Here is a 5724-nt window from a genome sequence, read left to right on the forward strand (position 1 = left end):
ACACCATGCCCGCGGTGGACGACAGCGGCGACGACCGTTACGCCGAGATCGTCAAGTCGGCCTACCATGAGGCCGACCTCGACACCGTGCGCAAGATTCGCGAAATGGCAGCCCTCGGGCGGCTGGGGTGAGCGGGCAGCCTTCGTCGCCTGCCCCCGGCGGGCAGCCGGGCGGACCGACCCGGGAATCGCTGCGGGCGCGCTATGGCAGCCGCCTGCGCTGGCTGGTGCTGCTCACGCTGATGCTGGGGACGGTCTCATCGATCGTGTCGTCGACCATCATCAACGTGGCCATTCCGGACCTGAGCCGGCATTTCGTGCTGGGGCAGGAGCGCGCGCAATGGGTGGCGGCCAGCTTCATGATCGCCATGACGCTGTCGATGCTGCTGACCCCCTGGCTGCTCAACCGCTATGGCCTGCGCCGCACCTTCCTGGGCAGCCTGTTGCTGCTGGGCGCGGGCGGGCTGGTTGGCGGATTTTCACCGACTTACGGCGTGATGATCGCCATGCGGGCGGCCGAGGGCGTTGCCGCGGGGATCCTGCAGCCGCTGCCGAATATCCTGATCCTGCGGGTGTTCGAGGAGCGCGAGCAGGGCAAGGCGGTCAGCCTGTTCGGCTTCGGCGTGGTGCTGGCGCCGGCGCTGGGGCCGAGCCTGGGCGGCTTCCTGGTGGAGGCCTTCGGCTGGCGCTCGATTTTCTTCGTGGTGGTGCCGCTGACGCTGATCGGGCTGTGGATGGCGCGGCGCTTCATGGCGGTGGACTCCGCCATGATGGGCGAGCGCAAGCCGCTCGACTGGCAGGGCCTGGGGCTGGCCGGTATTGCCACCGTGAGCTTGCTCAACGGGCTGGTGCAGATGCGTGAAAGCCTGCCGGCCGGGCTGGCGTTGGCCGGCTTCGGGGTACTGATGCTGGTGGTGTTCGTGCTGTGGCAGTTGCGCGCCGCCCATCCGCTGATGAATATGCGCCTGTACAGCTACCAGCAGTTCGCGGCCGGGGCAGTGGTGGCGTTCATCTACGGCGCGGGGCTGTTCGGGTCCACCTACCTGCTGCCGGTCTATATGCAGTTGGCGCTGGCCTATACGCCGTCGCGCGCCGGCCTGGTGCTGTTGCCTGCGGGCATCGCGCTGGCCTTGACCATCGCCGCGTCGGGACGCCTGTCCAATCGCGTCGCGCCGCATTGGCAGGTATCCGTCGGCCTCGCGCTGCTGGCGGCTTCCTTCCTGCTGATGGCGATGGGCACCAAGGCCACGCCTTACCTGCTGCTGGTGGGGTTTGCGATACTCGGCCGCATCGGGCTGGGCTGCATCCTGCCTTCGCTGACGCTGGGTGCGATGCGCGGCGTGGATTATTCGCTGATCGCGCAGGGCTCCAGCTGTATCAACTTCCTGCGGCAACTGGGTGGCGCCATCGGCGTGAGCCTGGCCGGGGTGGGGCTGCAATGGCGGCTGGCGGCGCAGGGCGCGGTGCTCGGCCCGGAAGGCGACGCCGCCGCGCGCATCCGCGCCTTCGACGAAACCTTCCTCGCGGTGGGGCTGGTTATCGCCACCGCGATCCTGGCGGCCTGGCGGATCCGGCCAAGGCCGCTGTCCGACGCGGCGCAGGCCTAGGGGGACCGGGGGGCGGTCCGGCTTCAGGCGGTGGTGCCGCTGCGCAGTTCCTCCACCAGCGCGATGTATTTTTCCCTGGCGTCGTCCTGGGACGTGCCCTTGAGCGTCTCCCAGGCCTCGAACTTGTAGCGGCCGACGAAATCGGTCATGCCCGGCTTGTCGCCGTGGGCGTCGCCCTCGCTGCCCTGCTTGAACAGCGCATACAGGCGCAGCAGGGTCATGTTGCTGGGGCGCTCGGTCAGTTGCTTGACGTCGAGCTGGGCTTGGGCGAAGCGKGCCTGCAGGTCGCTCATGGGATTCTCCGGGATGGGTTTGAAGGGGAAGCGTTGGGGGACAAAGCGCGTGAGCCGCGATGATAGCGCCCGCCACGGTGCGTTGGCGCCGAAAGAAACCGAAGAACACTTCAGTCCGCGGGGAAGGGGCGCCCGGTTGCGGGTTGGCCCGGACGCGCGCAAGTTCAGCTTTTGAGGTCGCTCCGGATACAATCTCGCCATGTCCTGGATTCTTGCAGTTGAAACCTCCACCGAGTGGTGTTCGGTCGCGCTCGGGCGCCTTGCCGATGGCGGCGCCCTTGAGTGCCTGGTTCGTCATGAACATACCGGCCCGCGCTCCTCTTCCCGCGTGTTGCCGGCCGCCGGCGAGCTGCTGGCCGAGGCCGGCATCGCCTTGTCCGATTGTGCCGCCATCGCGTTTGGCGCCGGGCCGGGCTCCTTCACGGGCCTGCGCACCGCCTGCGGCGTGGCCCAGGGGCTGGCCTTCGGGGCCGACCTGCCGGTGATTCCCGTCAATTCGCTGATGGCCTGTGCCGAGCGCGTGCGCCTGGGCGGGGAGGGGATGCCCGCCTTGCCGCCCGGCGTGTCGGTGCTGGTTGCCCTGGATGCGCGCATGGACGAAGCCTATGCGGGCGCTTTCCGCTGGGATGCCGGCGCGCACGAGTGGCAGGCAGCGACCGAAATGCAGGTGTGCCCGCCCGAGGCCGTCAGCCTGCCGGCAGGGCCGTTCTGGCTGGCCGGCAGCGCCGCTGCCGTGTTTGGCGAGCGCCTCAAGGCCACGGGGATTGCGCAGCAAAGCGTGCCCGAAGCCTTGCCCGCCGCGCCGGCGCTGGTATCGATTGCCCTGCGCGCGCTGGCACGCAATGAAACCGTCGCGGCGGCGGACGCCATGCCGATCTACCTGCGCGACAAGGTTGCCCAGACCATCGCCGAGCGCCAGRCCGCGGCGGCGCGGCGCGCCTCGCTGGCCGCGGCGGGGGAGCAGCCGTGAGCGTGGAGCGCAACCTGCCACCCGCCGACGGCGCGGCCCGTCCCGGCTCTGGCCAGGGAGCCGGCGCCGGCTGCGCGTGGCCCGACATGCCGGTGATGCCGAGCATACCGGCAGGCTGGGCCATCGGCCGCATGAGCGCGCTGGATGTCGAAGCCGTCGCGGAGATCGAAGCCAGGGCCTATAGCCATCCGTGGACGCGCGGCAATTTCGAGAACTCCGTCAAGGCGGGGCATATTGGCCTGACTTTGCGGGATCCCGGCGGCGTGCTGGTTGCCTATACGGTGCTGATGCCGGTGGTCGACGAGATGCACCTGCTCAATATCACCGTGGACCCGGTGCGCCAGCGTGGCGGGCTGGGCCGGCTGCTGCTGGCCGTCGCCCTGGCCACGTCGCACGGGCATCACCTGCATACCATGCTGCTGGAAGTGCGGCCATCCAACGTCGGTGCAATCGAGCTGTACCGCCAGGCGGGCTTTGCCGAGATCGGGCGGCGCAAGGGCTATTACCCGGCCGCGGGCCATGCGCGGGAGGATGCGCTGGTGCTGCGCCGCGCCTGGGCGCCTGTGGAGGCCATGCCATGAGCCGCCGCGCCAGGTTTCTCGAAGTGCTCGGCATTGCCGATGAATGGGTGCTGCGCCGCGCGCCAGCCATGCCGGAGGCCGCCGAGCCACCCGGGGCGGCCGCGGATGCCTCCGCCGGTGAAGATGCCCTGGATCACGACGACCTGCCCGCGCAGGAAGCCGCGCAGGTTGTCATCACGCGCGCTGCCGCTGTCGATGCGCCAGCCGGAGCCGGCGCGGACGACGCGGTTGCAGTGGCGGCGCCTTCCGCATGGGGGCCAGACATGGATGCCGGACCCGTCCCCGCACCGGTCCGCCTTCCCCCCCGGCCGCCCGTCGCGATCCCGGCGGAAAGCGGCTTCGATCCCTCGCCGGCAGCCCAACCGGGTGTGGACGCCGATGCGCGTTCCGCCGCCATTGCCGCGCTGGACTGGACCGCGCTCGAACAGCGCGTCTCGGGCTGCGTGGACTGCCAGTTGTGCAACGGCCGCACCCAGACTGTATTCGGCGTGGGCGACCGCCAGGCCGAATGGATGCTGATCGGCGAGGCGCCTGGCGAAAACGAGGACAAGCAGGGCGAGCCCTTCGTCGGCCAGGCCGGCAAGCTGCTCGACAATATGCTGGCTGCCCTGGACCTGGCGCGCGGACGCAACGTGTATATCGCCAACGTGCTCAAGTGCCGCCCGCCCGGCAACCGCAATCCCGAGCCGGAAGAGGTCGCCCGGTGCGAACCCTACCTGAAGCGCCAGATCGCATTGATCCAGCCCAAGCTGATCGTGGTGCTGGGGCGCTTTGCCGCTCAGTCCCTGCTGCGCACCAGCACGCCGATTGGCAAGCTGCGCGGCACCGTCCACAGCTATGAAGGCATCCCGGTGGTGGTGACCTACCATCCCGCCTACCTGTTGCGCACCTTGTCCGACAAGGCGCGTGCCTGGGAGGACCTGTGCCTGGCACGCGAGGTGCACGACCGTGCGGGAGCCAAGGCCTGATTTCGCGCTAAGCCCCGGCGGCGCCATCGAGATGGCGCCGCTCTGGCGCCATGCCGCCTCGCAGCGCCTGCGCGAACTCGCCTGGTGCTCGCTTTCGCCCCCATTGCTCGCGTTCCTGCCCGAAGCTGACGCGGCCCATCCCGTCGTCAACGGCTCGGCGCCTTCGCAGGCGGCCCTGGCGCGCTGGCCTGAAGGGGCGCTGGCCGCCTGGCAGCGCTGGCTGCCGGCTGCCGATCCCGGTTCGCTGCCGCCCACCATTGCCGAGCTGGCGCTTGGCCAGGAACAGCAGCGCGTGCGCGGCCCGTCGCCCGCGCCCAGCCTGCGCCTGGGCCGCCACGCGGAACGCCTGCTGCAATTCACGCTGGAACACACCGAGGGACTGGAACTGCTCGCGGCGAACCTGCCGGTGCGCCGCGCCGGCACCCATGGCGTGCAAACGCTGGGGGAGCTGGATTTCGTCTGGCGAGACGTGGCTAGCGGCGCCACCGTGCACTGGGAGATGGCGGCCAAGTTCTACCTGCTGGTCGAGCCCGTGGCGGATGCCGGGTCGCGCGATGGCGGGACCGGCAAAGCCGTGCTGGACCGGCATTGTTTTGTCGGTCCCAACCTGGTGGACCGGCTGGGCGACAAGCTCGAACATATCGTGCGCCGCCAGCTGCCGCTGTCGCACACGCCGGAGGCCCGCGCGCTGCTGGGCCGGCCGGTCGATCGCAGCGAGGTCTACCTGCTCGGGTGGCTGTTCTACCGGGACGGCGTGGTGCCGGCTGCCATCAGCGATCTGGGCATCGCGCCCGACCACTTGCATGGCTGGTGGTCTACCTTGCAGGACTGGTCGGACTGGGCGCGCAAGCGGGAAGGATCGCGCTGGTACCGGCTGCCGCGCTCGGCATGGATGGCGCCGGCCAGGGTGGCGCAAGCGCATACGGAGACGCCGGAGGCGGTGCATGAGGCCCTGGCGCAGCGCTTTGCCGAAACGCACCACGAGAAGAACTGGCGGCGCGAGGCCCCGGTGATGCTATGCGAAGTGGAGCCGGCGGGGCAGCCCGGCGTGTGGCGGGAACGTACGCGCGGCTTCGTGGTGCCGCCGGGGTGGGAGGAGCGTGCGCGCCAGCGCATCGCCAGGCCGGTGGGGTGAGGGCCGTGCCTGGCCCTCTGCCTGGCTAGTGTCCTGCGTCAGATATTCGCAGACAAAATCGCCTGATGCTGGCGAGGATGTCATCGGCGGACTTCGTCCACACGAAAGGCGTGGGGTTGGCGTTGTTCAGGTCGAGATATTTTTGGATGGCTTGCTCAAGTTGTCGAGTTG

At 69.7% G+C, this 5724-nt stretch carries 6 protein-coding genes and 2 pseudogenes; 6 read left to right on the forward strand and 2 right to left on the reverse strand.

Going from position 1 to position 5724, the window contains the following annotated elements; all coding sequences use genetic code 11:
• Nucleotides 1-131, forward strand: a pseudogene (locus tag AC1DKD_RS38270) (DUF1857 domain-containing protein); the annotation flags it as partial.
• Nucleotides 128-1606, forward strand: coding sequence for a DHA2 family efflux MFS transporter permease subunit (locus AC1DKD_RS38275; protein ID WP_441634679.1), 1479 nt, complete (start codon nucleotides 128-130; stop codon nucleotides 1604-1606). The pseudogene AC1DKD_RS38270 and the gene AC1DKD_RS38275, both read left to right, overlap by 4 nt.
• Nucleotides 1607-1629: 23 nt before the next feature.
• Here AC1DKD_RS38275 and AC1DKD_RS38280 read toward each other — a convergent pair whose 3' ends face one another.
• A complete protein-coding gene (locus tag AC1DKD_RS38280) occupies nucleotides 1630-1899 on the reverse strand; it encodes an acyl-CoA-binding protein (RefSeq protein WP_035864953.1) in 270 nt (89 codons plus the stop codon).
• A gap of 199 nt (nucleotides 1900-2098) precedes the next feature.
• Between AC1DKD_RS38280 and tsaB the strand changes: the two genes are divergently transcribed.
• From tsaB to AC1DKD_RS38300, 4 genes are all read left to right on the forward strand, one after another.
• Entirely contained in the window at nucleotides 2099-2869 is a 771-nt protein-coding gene (tsaB, locus tag AC1DKD_RS38285; protein ID WP_477144487.1) for a tRNA (adenosine(37)-N6)-threonylcarbamoyltransferase complex dimerization subunit type 1 TsaB, read from the forward strand.
• Between the two features lie 86 nt (nucleotides 2870-2955).
• A complete protein-coding gene (gene rimI / locus AC1DKD_RS38290; protein WP_035865087.1) occupies nucleotides 2956-3450 on the forward strand; it encodes a ribosomal protein S18-alanine N-acetyltransferase in 495 nt (164 codons plus the stop codon).
• Nucleotides 3447-4418, forward strand: a complete 972-nt coding sequence (locus AC1DKD_RS38295) for a uracil-DNA glycosylase (RefSeq protein WP_441637660.1) — start codon at nucleotides 3447-3449, stop codon at nucleotides 4416-4418. The genes rimI and AC1DKD_RS38295 overlap by 4 nt, the downstream gene beginning before the upstream one ends.
• On the forward strand, nucleotides 4399-5553 hold the full coding sequence (locus AC1DKD_RS38300) for a DUF1853 family protein (RefSeq protein ID WP_441637662.1): 1155 nt from the start codon (nucleotides 4399-4401) through the stop codon (nucleotides 5551-5553). The genes AC1DKD_RS38295 and AC1DKD_RS38300 overlap by 20 nt, the downstream gene beginning before the upstream one ends.
• Before the next feature lie 25 nt (nucleotides 5554-5578).
• Here AC1DKD_RS38300 and AC1DKD_RS38305 read toward each other — a convergent pair.
• Nucleotides 5579-5724, reverse strand: a pseudogene (locus tag AC1DKD_RS38305) (IS630 family transposase); the annotation flags it as partial.

The sequence above is a fragment of the Cupriavidus sp. 05T313 genome, assembly GCF_056396665.1.

Bases quoted from the DNA above. Each gene is read 5' to 3' on its own strand.
- AC1DKD_RS38295 (WP_441637660.1), top strand. From the start codon at position 3,447: ATGAGCCGCCGCGCCAGGTTTCTCGAAGTGCTCGGCATTGCCGATGAA.
- rimI (WP_035865087.1), top strand. From the start codon at position 2,956: ATGCCGGTGATGCCGAGCATACCGGCAGGCTGGGCCATCGGCCGCATG.